Annotated in this window: 17 protein-coding genes; 9 read left to right on the top strand and 8 right to left on the bottom strand. The window is 65.6% G+C overall.

Translation table 11 applies throughout. The features are described from left to right. The first annotated feature begins 22 nt into the window (after window positions 1-22). From rfbC to rfbA, 4 genes are read left to right on the top strand one after another with little or no spacing between them, the layout of a single operon-like run. Window positions 23-586 (top strand): dTDP-4-dehydrorhamnose 3,5-epimerase, encoded by a 564-nt coding sequence (gene rfbC / locus VGT77_RS07820; RefSeq protein WP_327461253.1) that lies wholly within the window; start codon window positions 23-25, stop codon window positions 584-586. Then, the gene (gene rfbB / locus VGT77_RS07815) at window positions 586-1,650 is read left to right on the top strand and encodes a dTDP-glucose 4,6-dehydratase (protein ID WP_327461251.1); all 1,065 of its coding nucleotides are present in this window, start codon (window positions 586-588) and stop codon (window positions 1,648-1,650) included. Before rfbC ends, rfbB begins: the two co-directional genes overlap by 1 nt. Beyond that, window positions 1,647-2,507: a dTDP-4-dehydrorhamnose reductase gene (rfbD, locus tag VGT77_RS07810; RefSeq protein ID WP_327461249.1), complete on the top strand. Its 861-nt coding sequence runs from the start codon at window positions 1,647-1,649 to the stop codon at window positions 2,505-2,507. Before rfbB ends, rfbD begins: the two co-directional genes overlap by 4 nt. Next, window positions 2,504-3,376 carry a glucose-1-phosphate thymidylyltransferase RfbA gene (gene rfbA / locus VGT77_RS07805; RefSeq protein WP_327461247.1) on the top strand — a complete coding sequence of 291 codons (873 nt, stop codon included), beginning with the start codon at window positions 2,504-2,506 and terminating at the stop codon, window positions 3,374-3,376. Before rfbD ends, rfbA begins: the two co-directional genes overlap by 4 nt. A gap of 66 nt (window positions 3,377-3,442) precedes the next feature. On the opposite strand, the gene VGT77_RS07800 is transcribed toward rfbA, so the two are convergent. The 3 genes from VGT77_RS07800 to panC form a co-directional block, all read right to left on the bottom strand. Continuing rightward, entirely contained in the window at window positions 3,443-3,841 is a 399-nt protein-coding gene (locus tag VGT77_RS07800; protein WP_327461245.1) for a thermonuclease family protein, read from the bottom strand. Between the two features lie 86 nt (window positions 3,842-3,927). Further along, window positions 3,928-5,316 carry a class II fumarate hydratase gene (fumC, locus tag VGT77_RS07795; RefSeq protein WP_327461565.1) on the bottom strand — a complete coding sequence of 463 codons (1,389 nt, stop codon included), beginning with the start codon at window positions 5,314-5,316 and terminating at the stop codon, window positions 3,928-3,930. A gap of 37 nt (window positions 5,317-5,353) precedes the next feature. Further along, complete coding sequence (gene panC, locus VGT77_RS07790; protein ID WP_327461243.1) at window positions 5,354-6,199, bottom strand: pantoate--beta-alanine ligase; 846 nt, start codon at window positions 6,197-6,199, stop codon at window positions 5,354-5,356. Between the two features lie 84 nt (window positions 6,200-6,283). On the opposite strand from panC, the gene VGT77_RS07785 reads away from it, so the two are divergent. From VGT77_RS07785 to pgmG, 3 genes are all read left to right on the top strand, one after another. Beyond that, window positions 6,284-7,069: a division plane positioning ATPase MipZ gene (locus VGT77_RS07785; protein ID WP_327461241.1), complete on the top strand. Its 786-nt coding sequence runs from the start codon at window positions 6,284-6,286 to the stop codon at window positions 7,067-7,069. After that, window positions 7,069-7,344: a J domain-containing protein gene (locus tag VGT77_RS07780; RefSeq protein WP_327461239.1), complete on the top strand. Its 276-nt coding sequence runs from the start codon at window positions 7,069-7,071 to the stop codon at window positions 7,342-7,344. The genes VGT77_RS07785 and VGT77_RS07780 overlap by 1 nt, the downstream gene beginning before the upstream one ends. Before the next feature lie 119 nt (window positions 7,345-7,463). Beyond that, window positions 7,464-8,852, top strand: a complete 1,389-nt coding sequence (pgmG, locus tag VGT77_RS07775) for a phosphoglucomutase/phosphomannomutase PgmG (protein WP_327461237.1) — start codon at window positions 7,464-7,466, stop codon at window positions 8,850-8,852. A 104-nt stretch (window positions 8,853-8,956) separates the two neighbouring features. Here pgmG and nusB read toward each other — a convergent pair whose 3' ends face one another. The 4 genes from nusB to VGT77_RS07755 form a co-directional block, all read right to left on the bottom strand. Next, window positions 8,957-9,412 carry a transcription antitermination factor NusB gene (gene nusB, locus VGT77_RS07770; RefSeq protein ID WP_327461235.1) on the bottom strand — a complete coding sequence of 152 codons (456 nt, stop codon included), beginning with the start codon at window positions 9,410-9,412 and terminating at the stop codon, window positions 8,957-8,959. Beyond that, on the bottom strand, window positions 9,409-10,683 hold the full coding sequence (hisD, locus tag VGT77_RS07765) for a histidinol dehydrogenase (RefSeq protein WP_327461233.1): 1,275 nt from the start codon (window positions 10,681-10,683) through the stop codon (window positions 9,409-9,411). The genes nusB and hisD overlap by 4 nt, the downstream gene beginning before the upstream one ends. Continuing rightward, window positions 10,680-11,330, bottom strand: coding sequence for an ATP phosphoribosyltransferase (gene hisG, locus VGT77_RS07760; RefSeq protein ID WP_327461564.1), 651 nt, complete (start codon window positions 11,328-11,330; stop codon window positions 10,680-10,682). Before hisG ends, hisD begins: the two co-directional genes overlap by 4 nt. Window positions 11,331-11,461: 131 nt before the next feature. Then, window positions 11,462-11,686, bottom strand: a complete 225-nt coding sequence (locus tag VGT77_RS07755; RefSeq protein WP_327461231.1) for a hypothetical protein — start codon at window positions 11,684-11,686, stop codon at window positions 11,462-11,464. An 86-nt stretch (window positions 11,687-11,772) separates the two neighbouring features. Here VGT77_RS07755 and VGT77_RS07750 point away from each other — a divergent pair, with 86 nt between their 5' ends. After that, on the top strand, window positions 11,773-13,581 hold the full coding sequence (locus VGT77_RS07750) for an ABC transporter ATP-binding protein/permease (RefSeq protein WP_327461229.1): 1,809 nt from the start codon (window positions 11,773-11,775) through the stop codon (window positions 13,579-13,581). Between the two features lie 73 nt (window positions 13,582-13,654). Here VGT77_RS07750 and VGT77_RS07745 read toward each other — a convergent pair whose 3' ends face one another. Next, window positions 13,655-14,368 (bottom strand): PEPxxWA-CTERM sorting domain-containing protein, encoded by a 714-nt coding sequence (locus VGT77_RS07745; RefSeq protein ID WP_327461227.1) that lies wholly within the window; start codon window positions 14,366-14,368, stop codon window positions 13,655-13,657. A 152-nt stretch (window positions 14,369-14,520) separates the two neighbouring features. Here VGT77_RS07745 and VGT77_RS07740 point away from each other — a divergent pair, with 152 nt between their 5' ends. Beyond that, a complete protein-coding gene (locus VGT77_RS07740; protein WP_327461225.1) occupies window positions 14,521-15,558 on the top strand; it encodes a DUF2332 domain-containing protein in 1,038 nt (345 codons plus the stop codon). Window positions 15,559-15,561: the final 3 nt, after the last annotated feature.

Below are 15,561 nucleotides of genomic sequence, written 5' to 3'. Positions count from 1 at the left end.
GTCCGGCTTAGGCCCCGCGCCCATGCCGGTCATCCGCATCACACCCAGGCGTTTCGCCGATACGCGCGGCTGGTTCAGCGAGACTTACCAGCGCGATCGCTACCGCGCGGCCGGGATCCACACGGAGTTCGTGCAGGACAATCATTCCTTTTCGGCGCCTGCCTTCACATTGCGCGGCATCCACTTCCAGACGCCGCCGTCCGCCCAGGCAAAGCTGGTGCGCTGCCTGCGCGGCCGCATCTGGGATGTCGCCGTGGACCTTCGCTCTGGCTCGCCCACGCAGGGCCAGTGGGTCGCGGCTGAACTCACTGCGGAGCGCGGCGAACAGCTCTTCATTCCGGCGGGCTATGGCCATGCCTTTCTGACGCTCGAGCCCGACACGGAGGTCGCCTATAAGGTCGACGCCTTCTACGCGCCTGAGGCCGATAGCGGCATTCGCTGGGACGATCCGGACCTCGGCGTGGACTGGCCGCTGAAAGGCGCCGAGCCCGCGCTGTCCGACAAGGACCAGAAGCTGCCGCTTCTCAAGGATTTCGTCAGCCCCTTCGCCTATGACGGGCAACCTCTCCAACTTGTGGACGCTTGATGGCTCGTATCCTTGTCACCGGCGGCGCCGGCTTTATCGGCTCGGCCCTGGTCCGGCACCTGATCGCCAACACCGGTCATGCCGTGCTGAACGTCGATGCGCTGACCTATGCCGGGAATCTCTCGTCGCTCGAGCCAGTCGCGCAGAGCAACCGCTACCGCTTCGCCAAGGCCGACATCTGCGACCGTGACGCCGTCGCGAAGCTAATCCAGGATTTCCGGCCGCAAGTGATCACCCACCTCGCCGCCGAAAGCCATGTCGATCGCTCGATCGACGGCCCCGCCGCTTTCATCCAGACCAACCTGGTCGGCACTTTCTCGATGCTCGCTGCGGCGCTCGATTACTGGCGCGGCCTGGAGGGCGCCGAAAAGGACGCCTTCCGCTTCCACCACATTTCGACCGACGAAGTGTTCGGCGCGCTTGGCGATGACGGCTTCTTCACCGAAGAGACGCCTTACGATCCGCGCTCGCCGTATTCGGCGTCCAAGGCGGGGTCGGATCACCTCGTCTCGGCCTGGCACCACACTTACGGCCTGCCGGTGCTGATCACGAACTGCTCGAACAATTACGGACCTTATCACTTTCCCGAAAAGCTGATCCCGCTGATGATCATCAAGTGCCTCTCGGGCGAGGCGCTGCCGGTCTATGGCAAGGGCGCGAATGTCCGCGATTGGCTCTATGTCGACGATCACGTTCGCGCGCTGACGACAGTATTCGAGCGCGGCACGCCCGGCGAAAGCTATATGGTCGGCGGCCGGTCGGAGCGGACCAACCTCGCTGTTGTGGAAACCATCTGCGACACGCTCGACCGCATCCGCCCCCGCACCGGCGGCAAGAGCTATCGGGAGCAGATCAGCTTCGTCGCGGATCGACCCGGCCATGACTTCCGCTACGCCATCGACGCCTCGAAGCTGGAGCGCGAGCTCGCCTGGAAGCCGCAGGAGAGCTTCGAGACGGGCATGGATAAGACGATCCGCTGGTATCTCGATAACGAGAGCTGGTGGCGGCCGATCCTGGAGCGCAATTATTCGGGCGAGCGGCTGGGGCTGAAGGCGACGGCGTGAAGCGGCTGCTCGTCACCGGCGGGACCGGCCAGGTCGGCACCGAGCTGCGGCTGCGCGCTGCCCGGCATGGCTTCGAATTGGTCGCACCCACACGATCGGAGCTGGATCTCGGCTCGACCTGCGCCATCGAGCGGTTTCTCGACGATCATCCCTGGCACGCGGTAATCAACTGCGCCGCCTATACCGCGGTGGACAAAGCCGAGAGTGAGCCGGACCTCGCGCAGGCAGTGAATGCGGTCGGGCCCGACATCATAGCCCGAGCCGCCGCCAAGCGCGCCATCCGCCTGCTGCACGTTTCGACCGATTATGTGTTCGACGGGACCAAGCAAGATTTTTACGAGGAAAGCGATCCCGTCGCCCCGCTCGGTGCCTATGGCGCGTCCAAGGAAGCGGGAGAGCGGGCAGTGCGGCAGGGCAATGCCGATCACGTCATCCTCCGTACCGCCTGGGTGGTCAGCCCGCACGGCAACAACTTCGTGAAGACGATGCTGCGGCTGGGCGGCGAGCGCCCGCTGCTGCGCGTCGTCGACGATCAGCGCGGCTGCCCGACCAGCGCCGGCGACATCGCCGAAGCGCTGCTCACCATTGCGGGCGGCCACGGCCATATCGGCACCTATCATTTCGTGAACGCCGGTGAAGCGAGCTGGTGCGACCTCGCTCGCTTCGTGCTTGCCCGCGCCGGCATCGACACGCCGGTCGAAGCGATCACGACGGCCGATTATCCGACGCCCGCCAGGCGCCCGGCCAATTCGCGCCTGTCGACCGCCAAGCTTCAGCGGGACTATGGCATCGTGCCGCGGCCGTGGCAGGATGCAGTCGGCGAAGTGGTCGACGCGCTCGTCAAGGGGGGCATGTGAAGGGTATCATTCTCGCCGGCGGGTCCGGCACGCGGCTTCATCCGGCGACGCTGGCGATCAACAAGCAGCTGCTGCCGGTCTATGACAAGCCGATGATCTACTACCCCACCTCGGCCCTGATGATGGCCGGGATAAGGGACATATTGATCATCTCTTCGCCCGAATATCTCGACAACTACAAGCGCCTGTTCGGCTCGGGCGAGCAGTTCGGCCTCGCCGTCGACTATGCCGTCCAGCCCAGGCCCGAAGGCCTCGCCCAGGCGTTCCTGATCGGTGAGGCGTTCCTCGCGGGCGGCCCCGGCTCGCTGGTGCTGGGTGACAATATCTTCTTCGGCGCCGGCCTTGGCAATCTGATGCAGAGCGCCCGCGCCCGCACCCGCGGCGCCACCGTCTTCGCCTATCATGTCGAGGACCCGACGGCCTATGGCGTGGTCGAGCTGGACGGCGAAGGCCGCGCCCTCTCGATCGAGGAAAAGCCCAAGGCGCCAAAATCCAGCTGGGCGGTCACTGGCCTCTACTTCTACGATGAGCGGGTGACCGAGTTCGCCAAATCCGTGAAGCCCTCCGCGCGCGGTGAGCTCGAGATTACCGACCTCAACCGCATCTACATGGAAGCCGGCGAGCTGTTCGTCGAGCGCATGGGCCGCGGCTTCGCTTGGCTCGACACCGGCACACACGACAGCTTGCTTGAAGCCAGCGAGTTCGTCCGCACGCTCCAGAAGCGCCAGGGCGTCCAGATCGCCAGCCTGGAGGAAATCGCCTTCCACAATGGCTGGATCAGCCCGGAGGCACTGCGCGAACGCGGCAGGCTGTTCGAGAAGACAGCCTATGGCCGCGCCTTGCTCGATCTAGCCGACGGGCGCGGCTGACAATTGATGTGCTCCGGCGAAGGCCGGAGCGTTGGCCAGGGCTCTGGCCTTCGCCGGAGCACAGATTCACGCGCTCTCGCACCAGGGCCGGCGCCGCCCTTCGTAGCGCCGCGCCAGACCTTCTGCGACCAGTTGGTCGCCGACCGAGCGGCCGCCGACCATCACCAGCCTGAGCTTGCGGCCATAGCGGTCCTCGTCGCGGCCCGCCGCCTGAAGCTCGAAGGGCCGCGCCAGCAGCTGCCGCAGCCGCTCGGTTGCGCGCGCGCCCAGCTCGGCCTCAAAGGCGCAGCGCGCGGGATGCGTCTCCGGCGTGTCGATGTCCAGGATACGGATGCGCTCGCCGGCATAGTCGAACGTGTCACCGTCGATCACCCGCACCGCCAAGCTGCGGACCGGGCGATCTGCCGGCTTGGCCGGAATGGCTTGAGCGATGACGAGCCCGGCGAACGTGCCTCCAAGGACCATAAGGCGAAGCTGGCTTGCGATACCCATCCGGCCACAGTGGCGCGGACGTGCTTAACCCCTGCGGAATCGGGATGGTTGATAAAGGCTTAGCGTCCGACCATCGTCTCTGGACGCACGACCCGATCGAACGTGTCCGCATCGACCAGGCCCAGTTCCAGCCCCGCCTCGCGCAGCGTCAGCCCTTTCGCATGGGCATGTTTCGCAATCTTGGCCGCATTGTCGTAACCGATCTCCGGCGCGAGCGCGGTCACCAGCATCAGCGAACGGTCGACGAGTTCGGCGATGCGGCCACGGTTGGGCTCTGTCCCTTCCACCATCCGTTCGGCGAAGCTCTGCATGCCGACGCTCAGCAGATGGATCGACCGCAGCACCGCCGCTCCGATCAGCGGTTTGAAGACGTTCAGCTCCATATGCCCCTGCAGCCCGCCGATCGTCACCGCAGTATGGTTCCCCATCACCTGCGCCGCGACCATGGTCAGCATCTCGGCCTGGGTCGGGTTGACCTTGCCCGGCATGATCGAGCTGCCGGGTTCGTTCGCCGGCAGATCGAGTTCACCCAGGCCGGAGCGGGGCCCGGAACCGAGCAGCCGCATATCGTTGGCGATCTTGGTCAGCGACACTGCAAGCACGTTGAGCGCGCCCGATAGCTCGACCAGCGCGTCATGGGCAGCAAGCGCTTCGAATTTGTTCTCCGCGCTGACGAACTCGATGCCGGTCAGCGCCCGCACTTCCGTCGCGAAATCCTCGGCAAAACCGGGCGGTGCGTTCAGCCCCGTCCCGACGGCCGTGCCGCCTTGCGCCAACTCGTAAACGTCCGTTGCAGCACTCGCGATGCGGCCGCTGGCCTTGGCGATCTGGGTCGCATAGCCGGAAAATTCCTGGCCGAGGGTCAGCGGCGTTGCGTCCTGCAGGTGCGTGCGGCCGATCTTGACGATATCGTCCCACGCCCCCGCCTTGGCGAGGAGCACGGCGAGCAGACGGTCGAGCGCCGGCTCCAGTCGGTCCCGCAGAGCCAGGCCAACGGCAATGTGCATCGCCGTCGGAAAGCTGTCGTTCGACGACTGGCTCATATTGACGTGATCGTTCGGGTGCACCGGCGCTTTGCCACCCCGCGTGCCCGCCAGCCGCTCATTAGCGATGCCGGCGATCACCTCATTGACGTTCATGTTGCTTTGGGTGCCGGAACCCGTCTGCCAGATGAGGAGCGGGAATTGATCGTCGAACTTGCCCGAGGCCACGTCGGCCGCCGCCGCTTCGATCGCATCTGCAATCTCCGCCGGCAGGCCGTGCCGTCTGTTCACGCGCGCCGCCGCCTGCTTCACCATGGCGAGCGCATGGACGATCCCGATCGGCATCCGCTCCTCCGGCCCGAATGGGAAATTCTCGATCGATCGCTGCGTTTGCGCGCCCCAATAGGCCGATGCGGGAACCTCGATGAAGCCCATGCTGTCGGTCTCGGTCCGCGTCTCGCGCATCATCAAGGAACTCCGCACTGAAAAATAGGGACAGTCCCTATTTTCTGACTACCGGCACATTGTCGATCAAACGCGCCGCGCCGATCCTGGCTGCGGCGAGCAAGCGGGCCGGCCGGTCCAGACAGGTGATCGGCTGCAGCGTGACGGCATCGCACAGGGAAACATAGTCGACTGACTGGAAGCCGCTCTCGATCAGGGTGGCCTCGGCCCTGGCGAGCGCTTCGGCCACATCGCTGCCGCCTTCGATCGCGGTGACTGCAGCGCCCAGTGCGCGCGGCAGGGCCCGCGCCTGCTGCCGCTCTTCCTCAGTCAGATAGACGTTGCGCGACGAGAGAGCGAGGCCGTCCTCCTCTCGTTCGGTCGGCACGCCGATGATCTCGATGTTGAAGTCCAGATCGACGACCAGCCGGCGGATCACGGCCAGCTGCTGAAAATCCTTCTCGCCGAACAGCGCGATATCCGGCCGCACCTGGTTGAACAGCTTGGCGACGACCGTGGCGACCCCGTCAAAATGTCCGGGCCGCGCCAAGCCGTCCAGCCCATCGCTGACGCCCCCGACCGACACGTTGGTCGCATGACCGGCCGGATACATCACCTCCACGTCCGGCATCCACAGCACGGATACGCCCGCCTCGGAAAGCATCGCCGAATCCTTGGCCGCACGGCGCGGATAGGCGGCAAGGTCTTCGGTCGGCGCGAACTGTTTCGGGTTGACGAAGATCGACGCGACGACATGATCCGCGCGCCTCCTCGCTTCGGCAACAAGCGCCATGTGGCCGGCGTGCAGCGCGCCCATGGTCGGCACGAGAGCGACCTTGCCCCCCTCGGCACGGAGCGCGGCGATGGCTTTCCGAAGCGGCTTCAGCTGACGGATGGTTTGCACGATGACTCTGGCTTGGTATGGCTAGCTTCCATAGGGGGGCGTCAGCACCTCGATCAAGTAACCCGAGCTACGGAAAGCCGCTTCATGGCCACGCACGGCGCCCACGTCATTGTTTTCGCGAACGAAAAAGGGGGCACGGGCAAGTCGACCACCGCCGTGCACGTGGCGGTCGCACTGGCCGCACAGGGCCGCTCGGTCGCCGCGCTCGACCTCGACCACCGCCAGCGCACTCTTGCCCGCTATCTCGAAAATCGCGCCGCCACGATGAAACGCCGCGGCGTCGAGCTGCCCCAGCCGCGTTATGCAGTCGTGGACGGATCGAGCGAGGAGAATTTTGACGAGCGCCTCGCGGAAGCAGCGCGCGACGCCGAGTTCGTCGTGATCGACACGCCCGGCCGCGACGACCCGATCGCCCGCCGCGCCGCGACCCGGGCCAACACGCTGGTCACGCCGATGAACGACAGCTTCGTCGATTTCGACCTGATCGGCCAGGTGGATGCCGAGACCTACAAGGTCAGCCGGCCAAGCTTTTATTCCGAGCTGATCTGGGATGCCCGCAAGGCGCGCGCCAAGACTGACGGCGCCACGATCGACTGGATCGTGCTGCGAAACCGCATGCAGCATATCGAGGCGCGCAACATGCGCCGGGTCGGCGAGGCGCTGATCGCACTATCGAAGCGTGTTGGCTTCCGCATCATTCCGGGCCTCGGCGAGCGCGTCATCTATCGCGAGCTCTTCCCCTCGGGCCTGACCATGCTCGACATCGGCCAAATCCCCGATATCGGTCTGGGTCATGTCGCTGCGCGGCAGGAGTTGCGCGAACTGGTCTCCGGCCTGTCGCTTCCCGAACGGATCGGCGCCGCCGCCTGATGTTCAAGCTGCTGCTGATCGCAGGCGTGATCGTCCTGCTGCTCTTCTGGCTGAAGGGCAATCAGCAGCGGCAGCGCGACGTTATGGGCCTGGACGAAGCACGCGCACTGCTCGGCGTCGACGAATATGACGATGCCGAGGCAATCCGCGCCGCTCATCGCCGCATCATTTCCCGCGTCCATCCGGACAGCGGCGGCACACCCGAACTCGCCCGCCGCACCAATCTCGCCCGCGACATCCTGCTGGCGGAACTGTCCCGAACGCGAAACGATTAACGCCTAAACTCGGTTCGGCCTGAGCTTGTCGAAGGCCTTCCTTCTTCTTACGGCTTCAAAGAAAGGGAGGGCTTCGACAAGCTCAGCCCGAACCGCTTTGGGGCAGATCTGGAGCAACAATGACCTACAGCTTCCATCCCACCTCTTTGCGCGAGTACGACATTCGAGGCGTCATCGGCGAGACGCTGGGCGCCGATGACGCACGCGCGATTGGCCGCGGCTTCGCGACCTTGCTGCGCCGGGCCGGCGGCACGCGCGTGGCGATCGGCTGGGACGGGCGCGACAGCTCGCCGATGCTGGCGGAAGCGCTGGTCGACGGCCTGACCCGCAGCGGCTGCGACGTGGTGCGGGTGGGCCTCGGTCCGACGCCGATGCTCTATTATGCCGAAGCGGTGCTCGAAGTGGATGGTGGCATCATGATCACCGGCAGCCACAATCCGCCGAGCTATAATGGCTTCAAGATGGTGTTCCAGCACCGGCCCTTTTTCGGCGCCGATATCCAGACCATCGGCAAGCTGGCGGCGGACGGCGACTGGGAAGAGGCGGACACGCCGGGCCAGGTCTCCGACTTCGACATTCTCGACCAATATGTCGAGCGTCTCACCGTCGGCTATCAGGGCGGTGCGTTCCGTGTGGGCTGGGACGCGGGCAACGGCGCCGCCGGCCCAGCGCTCGAGCGTCTGGTCAAGCTGCTGCCGGGCGAGCACCACACGCTCTTCACTGACGTGGACTCGACGTTCCCCAACCATCACCCGGACCCGACGGAAGAGAAGAACCTCGAACATCTCCGCGCCTTGGTGCGGGAGAAGGGGCTGGATTTCGGCATCGCGTTCGATGGCGACGGCGACCGCATCGGCGCGATCGACGGCCAGGGCCGCGTCATCTGGGGCGACCAGCTGCTCGGCATTCTGGCCGAGCCGGTGCTGAAGGCGGAGCCGGGCGCGACCATCATCGGCGACGTCAAGGCGTCACAGGCGCTCTATGATCGCATTGCCGAACTCGGCGGTGAGCCGCTGATGTGGAAAACCGGACACAGCCACATCAAGTCCAAGATGAAGGAAATCGGCTCTCCACTGGGCGGAGAGATGAGCGGCCACATCTTCTTCAAGCATGACTATTACGGTTTCGACGACGCGCTCTACGCCGCCGTCAGGCTGCTCGGCGCGGTGCGGCACTCGGGCAAGTCGCTGACCGAGCTTAAGTCCGAGATGCCGGCGATGGTGAACACGCCGGAAATGCGCTTCCAGGTCGACGAAACGCGCAAATTCGCGGTGGTCGACGAAGTGCTCGACCGGCTGGAGGCGAGCGGCGCCCAGGTCAACCGCACCGACGGCGCCCGCGTGAATACCGAAGACGGTTGGTGGCTGCTCCGCGCATCCAACACGCAGGACGTGCTGGTCGCCCGCGCCGAGGCGAAGGACCAGGCCGGGCTGGACCGCCTCGTCGCGCAGATCGACGAGCAGCTCGCCGCGTCAGGAATCGTGCGGGGGCCGCAGGCGGGGCACTAGAACGTCATCCCGAACTCGTTTCCGGATAAGACTTACGCTCGCTACCAAGCCGGTGATTGACCGCCTGGTCCCAAGCTTATCCCAAACCAAGTTCGGGATGACGATCAGGAAGAACGAACTTCCTTCGCCACCGCGTCGAGCAGCCCATTCACGAAGCTCGTCTCACGCTTTTCGTAAAAGGCGTGGGCGACATCGACATATTCGCTGATCACGCTGCCGACCGGCACGTCGGCGCGGGCGAGCAGTTCGTATGTTCCGGCCCTCAGGATCTGGCGCATCGGCCGGTCGAGCCGCTCCAGGCTCCAGCCCTTGGCCAGCTTGGCGCCGATCAGCCGGTCGATTTCGTCGCGCCGCGCGTCCACGCCCTTCACCAGGTCGTCGAAGAACGTCACCTCCGCATCGGCATATTCCACGTCCTCGATCGTCGCGCCGAGCCGGTGACGGTGGAATTCATGCAGCAGCGCCGGCACGGCGGTCTGCTCCATTTCCTGCTGATAGAGCGCCTGCACGGCCGCGAGACGCGCAGCGGAACGGGAATTGGAGCGGGCAGTCTGGTTCATAGTCTCAATCTGAGTGCGACCGAGCGGGCATGGGCGGGAAGCCCTTCCGCCTCGGCCAAGGCGATGGCTGCTGGGCCAAGTGTGCCGAGCGCGTCAGGAGTGCAACCCAGAAAGCTCGTGCGCTTCATGAAATCGAGCACGCTCAGCCCCGAGGCAAAACGGGCCCGGCGCCCGGTCGGCAGCACGTGGTTCGGCCCGCCGAGATAGTCGCCGATCGCCTCCGGCGTATGCCGTCCGAGGAAGACGGACCCGGCATGGCGGACGGCGCGAAACAGCGGCTCCGGATCCTCGACGGCGATCTCCAGATGCTCGGGCGCCAGGCGGTCGATCAGCGGCGCCGCCTCGATCAGCGATTCGATCAGCACCACCCCGCCATTGACGTGCCAGCTGGTGCGCGCAGCCATCGACAGGTCGGCCAGCTGCCCCTCAACGGCGGCCACGACCCGCTCTGCGAAATCCTCGTCATCGGTGAGCAGGATCGACTGGCTGGTCGGGTCGTGTTCCGCCTGGCTGAGCAGGTCCGCCGCGATCCACTCCGGATCATTCGCCGCATCTGCCACGACCAGTATTTCGGACGGCCCCGCCACCATGTCGATGCCGACGACGCCGTAAAGCTGCCGCTTGGCCTCGGCGACCCAGGCATTGCCGGGACCGACAATCACGTCCACCGGCCGGATGCGCTCGGTGCCATAGGCCAGCGCGCCGATCGCCTGCGCCCCACCAACGCGCCAGATTTCCTCAATCCCGATCAGGGCGGCGGCGGCGAGGACCAGCGGGTTCATCTCTCCGCCCGGCGTCGGCGTCACCATCGCCAGCCGCGCGACGCCTGCGACCTTGGCTGGGATCGCGTTCATCAGCAGCGAACTAGGATAAGCCGCCCGCCCGCCCGGCACATAAAGGCCGGCCGCTTCCACCGCCGTCCAGCGCGCACCGAGGCGTACGCCCAGCGCATCGGTCTCGTCCCGATCCTCGGGCCGCTGCTTCTCGTGATAAGCGGTTATGCGATCGGCCGCGAGTTCGAGCGCGCTGCGCAGCTCTGGCCCCAGCGCATCGAGCGCCGCCCGGCACTCGACCGGGTCGATCGGCTCGCGCAGCTCATGCCCATCAAAGCGCCGCGTATAGTCCGCCAGCGCTGCATCCCCTTCCTCCCGCACCCGGGCAAGGATGGCGGCGACGTCACGCGACACGTCAGCATCCGCTTCACGCCGGGCATTGACCAGCGCATCGAAGCGAACGGCAAAGTCCGGGTCGGAGGCGAACAGTCGGATCATCGCACCGCCGCGCGGAACGCGTCGATCAGCGGTGCGATCTGGGCGGACCGCATCTTGAAGGCGGCGCGATTGGCGATCAGGCGGGCGCTCACCTGCGCGATCACTTCCACCTCGACCAGTCCATTCTCCTTGAGCGTGCGGCCGGAGGAGACCAGGTCGACGATCCGGCTCGACAGGCCGAGCAAGGGCGCCAGCTCCATCGCGCCGTTGAGCTTGACGCACTCCGCTTGCACGCCGCGCGCCTCGAAGTGCCGCCGCGTCAGCGCAGGGTATTTGGTCGCCACCCGCACATGGCTCCACTCGCGCGGGTCGTCGGACGCGGCGAGTTCGGCCGGCTCCGCGACCGAAATACGGCAATGGCCGATGCCGAGATCGACCGGCGCGTAGAGTTCGGAATAGTCGAACTCCTCCAGAACGTCCGACCCGACGATGCCGAGCTGCGCCGCGCCGTGCGCGACAAAGGTCGCCACATCGAAGGCGCGGACACGGATCAGCGAAATGTCGGGCCGATTGGTCGCGAACCGCAGCGCCCGGCTGCCATGGTCGGAAAAGGCCGCCTCCGGCTCGATGCCCGCACGCGCGAGCAGGGGCAGCGCCTCCTCGAGAATGCGCCCCTTGGGAACGGCAATGATGACGGGTTCGGCCATGGCGGCGGCGGTGTAGGAGGTGCTGCCGGACCAGACAACCTCCACTCGTCACTCCCGCGAAAACGGGAACCCAGAGGGATGCGGCAGAAAGCTGAGTCCCCGCTTTCGCGGGGATGACGGAGAATAGGAGCTCAGCGCCCCTTTGCCGTGTTCATCACGATCTGGTTGGTGATCGAGCGGCAGCTGGCCATCAGCTCGGGATAGTCCAGGTCGCCATTCTTGATCAGCTGCGCGCTCGCGGCTTGCTGGCAGGAGGCGAGCGTCTCGTAGCGGGTCTCGACCAGGCGTGCCTCGGCGCACTGCGTGGCGCCATCGCCGCAACCCATGATCGCCATCACGTAAACGAAGGGACCCATCGTCTCTCTCCTGCCGGCCGACTCAACCAACCAGCTCGCCGCCCGTTGCATTGGTTTCGCCCGCGATCCTTCCTACATCGACCAAGATGCAGAATTCTGTGACCGGGGGCACTCAGGGAGATTCCCTAAGCTGGGGCGTCTTCCGCCGCTTCCTTCCCTATCTCTGGCCGGCGGACGACAAGCGCGTGCGCCGGCGCGTCGTCTGGTCGATGGTGCTGGTCGTCGTCGCCAAGGCGACCACCCTGATGATGCCATTCGCCTACAAGGCGGCAATCGACCGCATGGCGCCCGGGCTGGAAGCGGGCGTGAGCGTCGCCGGGGCGCTCGTCATCGCCTATGCCGGCGCGCGCTTCGCCGGCGTCTTTTTCGACAATGTGCGCAACACCGTGTTCGAGCGGGTCGGACAGGACGCGACCCAGCGGCTCGCGACCAACGTCTTCCGTCACTTGCACGAGCTGTCGCTGCGCTTCCACCTGGAGCGCCGCACCGGCGCCGTCACCAAGGTCATCGAGCGCGGGACCAAGAGCATCGACATCATGCTCTATTTCCTGCTGTTCAACATCGCGCCGACGATCATCGAGCTGGCCGCGGTCGCGATCATTTTCTGGGTCAAGTTCGGCTTCGGCATGGTGGCGGCGACCTTTATTATGGTCGCGGCCTATATCGTCTTCACCCGCGTGGTGACCGACTGGCGCAACAAACTGCGCGAGCAGATGAACGATCTCGACACCGGCGCCGTCGCCAAGGCCGTCGATTCGCTGCTGAACTATGAAACGGTCAAATATTTCAGCGCGGAAGACCGCGAGGCTGCGCGTTACGAGAAGGCCGCGCGGGCCTATGCCAATGCGGCGGTAAAGTCGGAGAACTCGCTTGCCTGGCTGAACATCGGCCAGTCGCTGATCACCAACCTGATGATGGCCGGCGCCATGGCCTATACCGTCTGGGGGTGGAGCACGGGGCGCTTCACACCCGGCGACGTTGTGCTGGTGAACACGCTGCTCGCCCAGCTCTTCCGGCCGCTGGACATGCTCGGCATGGTCTACCGCACCATCCGCCAGGGTTTGATCGACATGGCTGCGATGTTCGACCTGGTGGACCAAAAGGCCGAAGTGGTCGACCTGCCCAACGCCCAGCCGCTGATCGTCAGTGAGGGCCGGGTGAAGTTCGACAACGTCCGCTTCGGCTATGATCCCGAGCGGCCGATCCTGAAAGGCGTCAGTTTCCTCGTCCCCGGCGGCAAGACGCTCGCGATCGTCGGTCCTTCAGGTGCCGGCAAGTCGACCATCGCCCGGCTCCTGTTTCGCTTCTACGACGTAACGGGCGGCAGCATATCGATCGACGGGCAGGATATCGGCCGCGTCCAGCAGCGCACGCTGCGTGAGAATATCGGCATCGTCCCGCAGGACACGGTGCTGTTCAATGACACCATCGGCTACAACATCGCCTATGGCCGCGCGGGCGCGACCCAGCAGGATGTCGAGGTCGCGGCACAGGGCGCCGCGATCCACGACTTCATCGAGAAGCTGCCGGACGGCTATCAGGCGCAGGTCGGCGAACGCGGCCTGAAGCTTTCCGGTGGCGAGAAGCAGCGGGTCGCGATCGCCCGCACCCTGCTCAAGGACCCGCCGATCCTGATCCTCGACGAAGCGACCAGCGCGCTCGACAGCCGCACCGAGGCCGAGATCCAGCGCACCCTTCGCGATGTCTCGGCCCAGCGCACCACCATCGTCATCGCCCACCGCCTCTCGACCATCGTCGATGCGGACGAGATCGTCGTCCTGAACGACGGCCGCGTTGCCGAACGCGGCACCCACGCCAGCCTGCTCCGCCAGAACGGCCTTTATGCCGAAATGTGGGCGCGCCAGGCGGCGGAAGCGGAGCTGGAGGAGGCCTGATCGGGCGACGAAAAAGGAGCGCTGCCAGCTTACAGGCTGGCAGCGCTCCCGGTTGTTTCCGATCAGCGGAGGTTTAGGCGTAGGTGACGGTCGCTCGCGACCGGCGCCGCGAAGCCGCGCCGATCACGCCGAATCCGGCGACCAGCATGGCCCAGGTCGCCGGTTCAGGCACAGCCGTGACCGTGAGGTTTACGCCCGTCGAGTCGTTCGAGTAGTTGCCGGCATTGTCGAGTCCGAACCCGACAGCCTGGGACGCCGTTAGCGTAAAGGTGCGCGTGTAGGTGAAAACGGGATTGGAACCGTCGATCGTCCCCAGAGCAGTGAAGATGAGCGGCAGGCCACCCGAGGTGGTCTCGATCAGATTGATCCCCACACCAGTCGGATTGATGTCCTGAATGTTAAACGTGGCCGTGAACTTATAGGAGCCTGCCGTCGGCGCCACGAACGCGATGAACGTCTGGTCGGTGTCGTCGTCCGGATGCGCCAGCAGACGATCCTGCGGCACGTTCACGGTGCCGTATTGAAAGGCGGGCGATCCGCCCTTGGTGAAGCCCGGAACATCGTGATTGGGTGCCAGCTGCAGACACAGCGAGTTGTCGATGAAGCAGTTCGTGTTTGCCGTGAAGAAGCTGCCGGAAACGCCCGGCGTCGCGGCATTCGCTTCGCCATAATAAAAGTTTCCGGCACCTTGCGTGCCGTTGAAGCTGGTGAACGCATCATAGGTCTGGGCCGTTGCCGGACCGGCCAGCACCAACGCGCTTGCAAGCGCGACACAGTAGATTTTCATTTGAAACCCCCTTGGGCGAGTCGATGTCTACAGGACTCGCTGAGCGACCATTACACCGATTATTAACCAGTTAGAACATTGATTTTTCAAAGCTCGACTCGAGCGCGAGCACTTCCGCTTTACCGCTCCAGCCGCGCATGCAAAGTCGAGCGATGGCCGAAGCGGATGTTCGGAAGGCGTTTACTGACCAGGCTCAGTTCTGCGATCGCTCGGGCGCGCCGCTGACCGCCGCTATCGTGGGCGCGATCGGACTGGTGCTGGACGGCTCGACCGAAACCGGCCGAAGGGCCCTGGGCTGGTCGGGCGATCCGCGAGGCAGTGCCGACTCGGTGCCGCTCAGGCTGGCAGGCGGCTTTCACGCCTTGGCGAGACGCGGAGTGGAACGGCGGTTGACCCGTCTCTACAGAGGCGAAATCGAGAACGCGCACGCCGTGGTCGCCGAAACGCTGCAGCGTCGTGATGCCGAGCTCGTCGGCTGGCTCGACTCTCCCCCACAGACGAACGAAACAGGGCGCGCGGGGGCGATCATGGCGGGCCTGATGCTGCTCGCCGCGGAATACCGGCTGCCGTTTGAGCTGATCGAACTCGGCGCGAGCGCCGGGCTCAACCTCAACATGGACCGGTTCGGCTTTGTGCTCGGAGGAGTTCAGGCGGGCGATCTCGCCTCACCCCTTCAGCTCGCCCCTTTGTGGGAGGGCGGCCACCCTCCGGCCGCAGAGGTCAAGATCTTGGCGCGGCGCGGGGTCGACCAGAACCCGGTGCGCACCGCCGATCCTGCCGAGCGCGAGCGGCTGATCGCCTATTGCTGGCCCGACCAGCCGGAGCGGATGCAAAGGCTGCAGGCAGCGCTTGCTCTCGCCGACCTTTCCCCACCGCCGCTGGAGCAAGGCGACGCGGCCGACTTCGTCGAGCGCTGCCTGGCCGAGCCGCAGCCGGACGGCATGTGCCGTGTCGTCTATCACACGATCTTCTGGACTTATCTGCCGGCCGACAAGCAGGAGCGGATTCGCAACGCGCTAGCCGGCGCCGGCGCGCAGGCCACGCTCGAACGTCCGCTGGCCTGGCTGCGCTATGAGCTGCAAGGAGAGACGGGCGCTGCCGAACTGCACCTGCAGACCTGGCCGGGCGGCCGCGAGCGCCACCTCGCCACCGGCCACCCGCATGGCAGCCGGATCATCTGGCACGCCTAGCTG

This window comes from Sphingomonas sp., assembly GCF_035944535.1.
In the GTDB taxonomy this organism is placed as follows: Bacteria; Pseudomonadota; Alphaproteobacteria; order Sphingomonadales; family Sphingomonadaceae; genus Sphingomonas_B.
The sequence above is the reverse complement of the archived record's forward strand: the minus strand, read 5'-3'. Positions and strand labels throughout refer to the sequence as shown.

Excerpts from the sequence above, each read along its gene's own strand:
- VGT77_RS07740 (WP_327461225.1), top strand. The coding sequence starts at position 14,521 with ATGGCCGAAGCGGATGTTCGGAAGGCGTTTACTGACCAGGCTCAGTTC.
- VGT77_RS07785 (WP_327461241.1), top strand. The coding sequence starts at position 6,284 with ATGGCCACGCACGGCGCCCACGTCATTGTTTTCGCGAACGAAAAAGGG.
- VGT77_RS07800 (WP_327461245.1), bottom strand. The coding sequence starts at position 3,841 with ATGGTCCTTGGAGGCACGTTCGCCGGGCTCGTCATCGCTCAAGCCATT.
- hisD (WP_327461233.1), bottom strand. The coding sequence starts at position 10,683 with ATGATCCGACTGTTCGCCTCCGACCCGGACTTTGCCGTTCGCTTCGAT.
- rfbB (WP_327461251.1), top strand. The coding sequence starts at position 586 with ATGGCTCGTATCCTTGTCACCGGCGGCGCCGGCTTTATCGGCTCGGCC.
- rfbC (WP_327461253.1), top strand. The coding sequence starts at position 23 with ATGCCGGTCATCCGCATCACACCCAGGCGTTTCGCCGATACGCGCGGC.
- hisG (WP_327461564.1), bottom strand. The coding sequence starts at position 11,330 with ATGGCCGAACCCGTCATCATTGCCGTTCCCAAGGGGCGCATTCTCGAG.
- VGT77_RS07750 (WP_327461229.1), top strand. The coding sequence starts at position 11,773 with ATGCAGAATTCTGTGACCGGGGGCACTCAGGGAGATTCCCTAAGCTGG.
- VGT77_RS07745 (WP_327461227.1), bottom strand. The coding sequence starts at position 14,368 with ATGAAAATCTACTGTGTCGCGCTTGCAAGCGCGTTGGTGCTGGCCGGT.
- VGT77_RS07755 (WP_327461231.1), bottom strand. The coding sequence starts at position 11,686 with ATGGGTCCCTTCGTTTACGTGATGGCGATCATGGGTTGCGGCGATGGC.
- pgmG (WP_327461237.1), top strand. The coding sequence starts at position 7,464 with ATGACCTACAGCTTCCATCCCACCTCTTTGCGCGAGTACGACATTCGA.
- VGT77_RS07780 (WP_327461239.1), top strand. The coding sequence starts at position 7,069 with ATGTTCAAGCTGCTGCTGATCGCAGGCGTGATCGTCCTGCTGCTCTTC.
- nusB (WP_327461235.1), bottom strand. The coding sequence starts at position 9,412 with ATGAACCAGACTGCCCGCTCCAATTCCCGTTCCGCTGCGCGTCTCGCG.
- fumC (WP_327461565.1), bottom strand. The coding sequence starts at position 5,316 with ATGCGCGAGACGCGGACCGAGACCGACAGCATGGGCTTCATCGAGGTT.